Annotated in this window: 1 protein-coding gene; it reads right to left on the minus strand. The window is 36.8% G+C overall.

Annotated elements, in window-relative coordinates:
- The coding region (locus tag IAE45_RS18705; protein WP_161299138.1) for an IS6-like element IS1216 family transposase at window positions 1-608 on the minus strand (608 nt) is incomplete at both ends.

Below are 608 nucleotides of genomic sequence, written 5' to 3' on the forward strand. Positions count from 1 at the left end.
CTTTTCGGGTTTTCTTATATAATCCTCGAATGGCTTCCATGCCTTTAATCGTGGTAGAGGCAGTGCGTAAACTTCGATAGAATTTATTGCGTCTCTTTACTGGACGATGGTCTTGTTCAATCAAATTATTCAGGTATTTAATGGTACGATGTTCTGTCCCTTGATAAAAGCCGTATTCTTTTAGTTTCTTAAAGGCACTTGTAATAGAGGGGGCTTTATCTGTGACTACAACCTTCGGTTCATCAAACTGCTTCACTAACCGCTTAAGAAAAGCATAGGCTGCTTGTGTGTCCCGTTTTTTACGTAACCAAATATCCAAGGTTAAACCATCTGCATCGATGGCTCGATACAAATAATGCCATTTTCCTTTAATTTTGATGTACGTTTCATCCATTTTCCATGAATAAAAGGATTTTTTATTTTTCTTTTTCCAAATTTGATAGAGTAGTTTGCCATATTCTTGCACCCAACGATAAATCGTCGTATGAGAAACGTTAATGCCACGATCATATAAGATTTCTTGAACTTCACGATAGCTAAGGTTATAACGAAGATAGTAGCCCACGGCTACAATAATCACATCCTGCTGAAATTGCTTTCCTTTAAAA

The sequence above is a fragment of the Enterococcus sp. S53 genome (genome assembly GCF_016516865.1).
Taxonomy (GTDB): Bacteria; Bacillota; Bacilli; order Lactobacillales; family Enterococcaceae; genus Enterococcus_D; species Enterococcus_D innesii.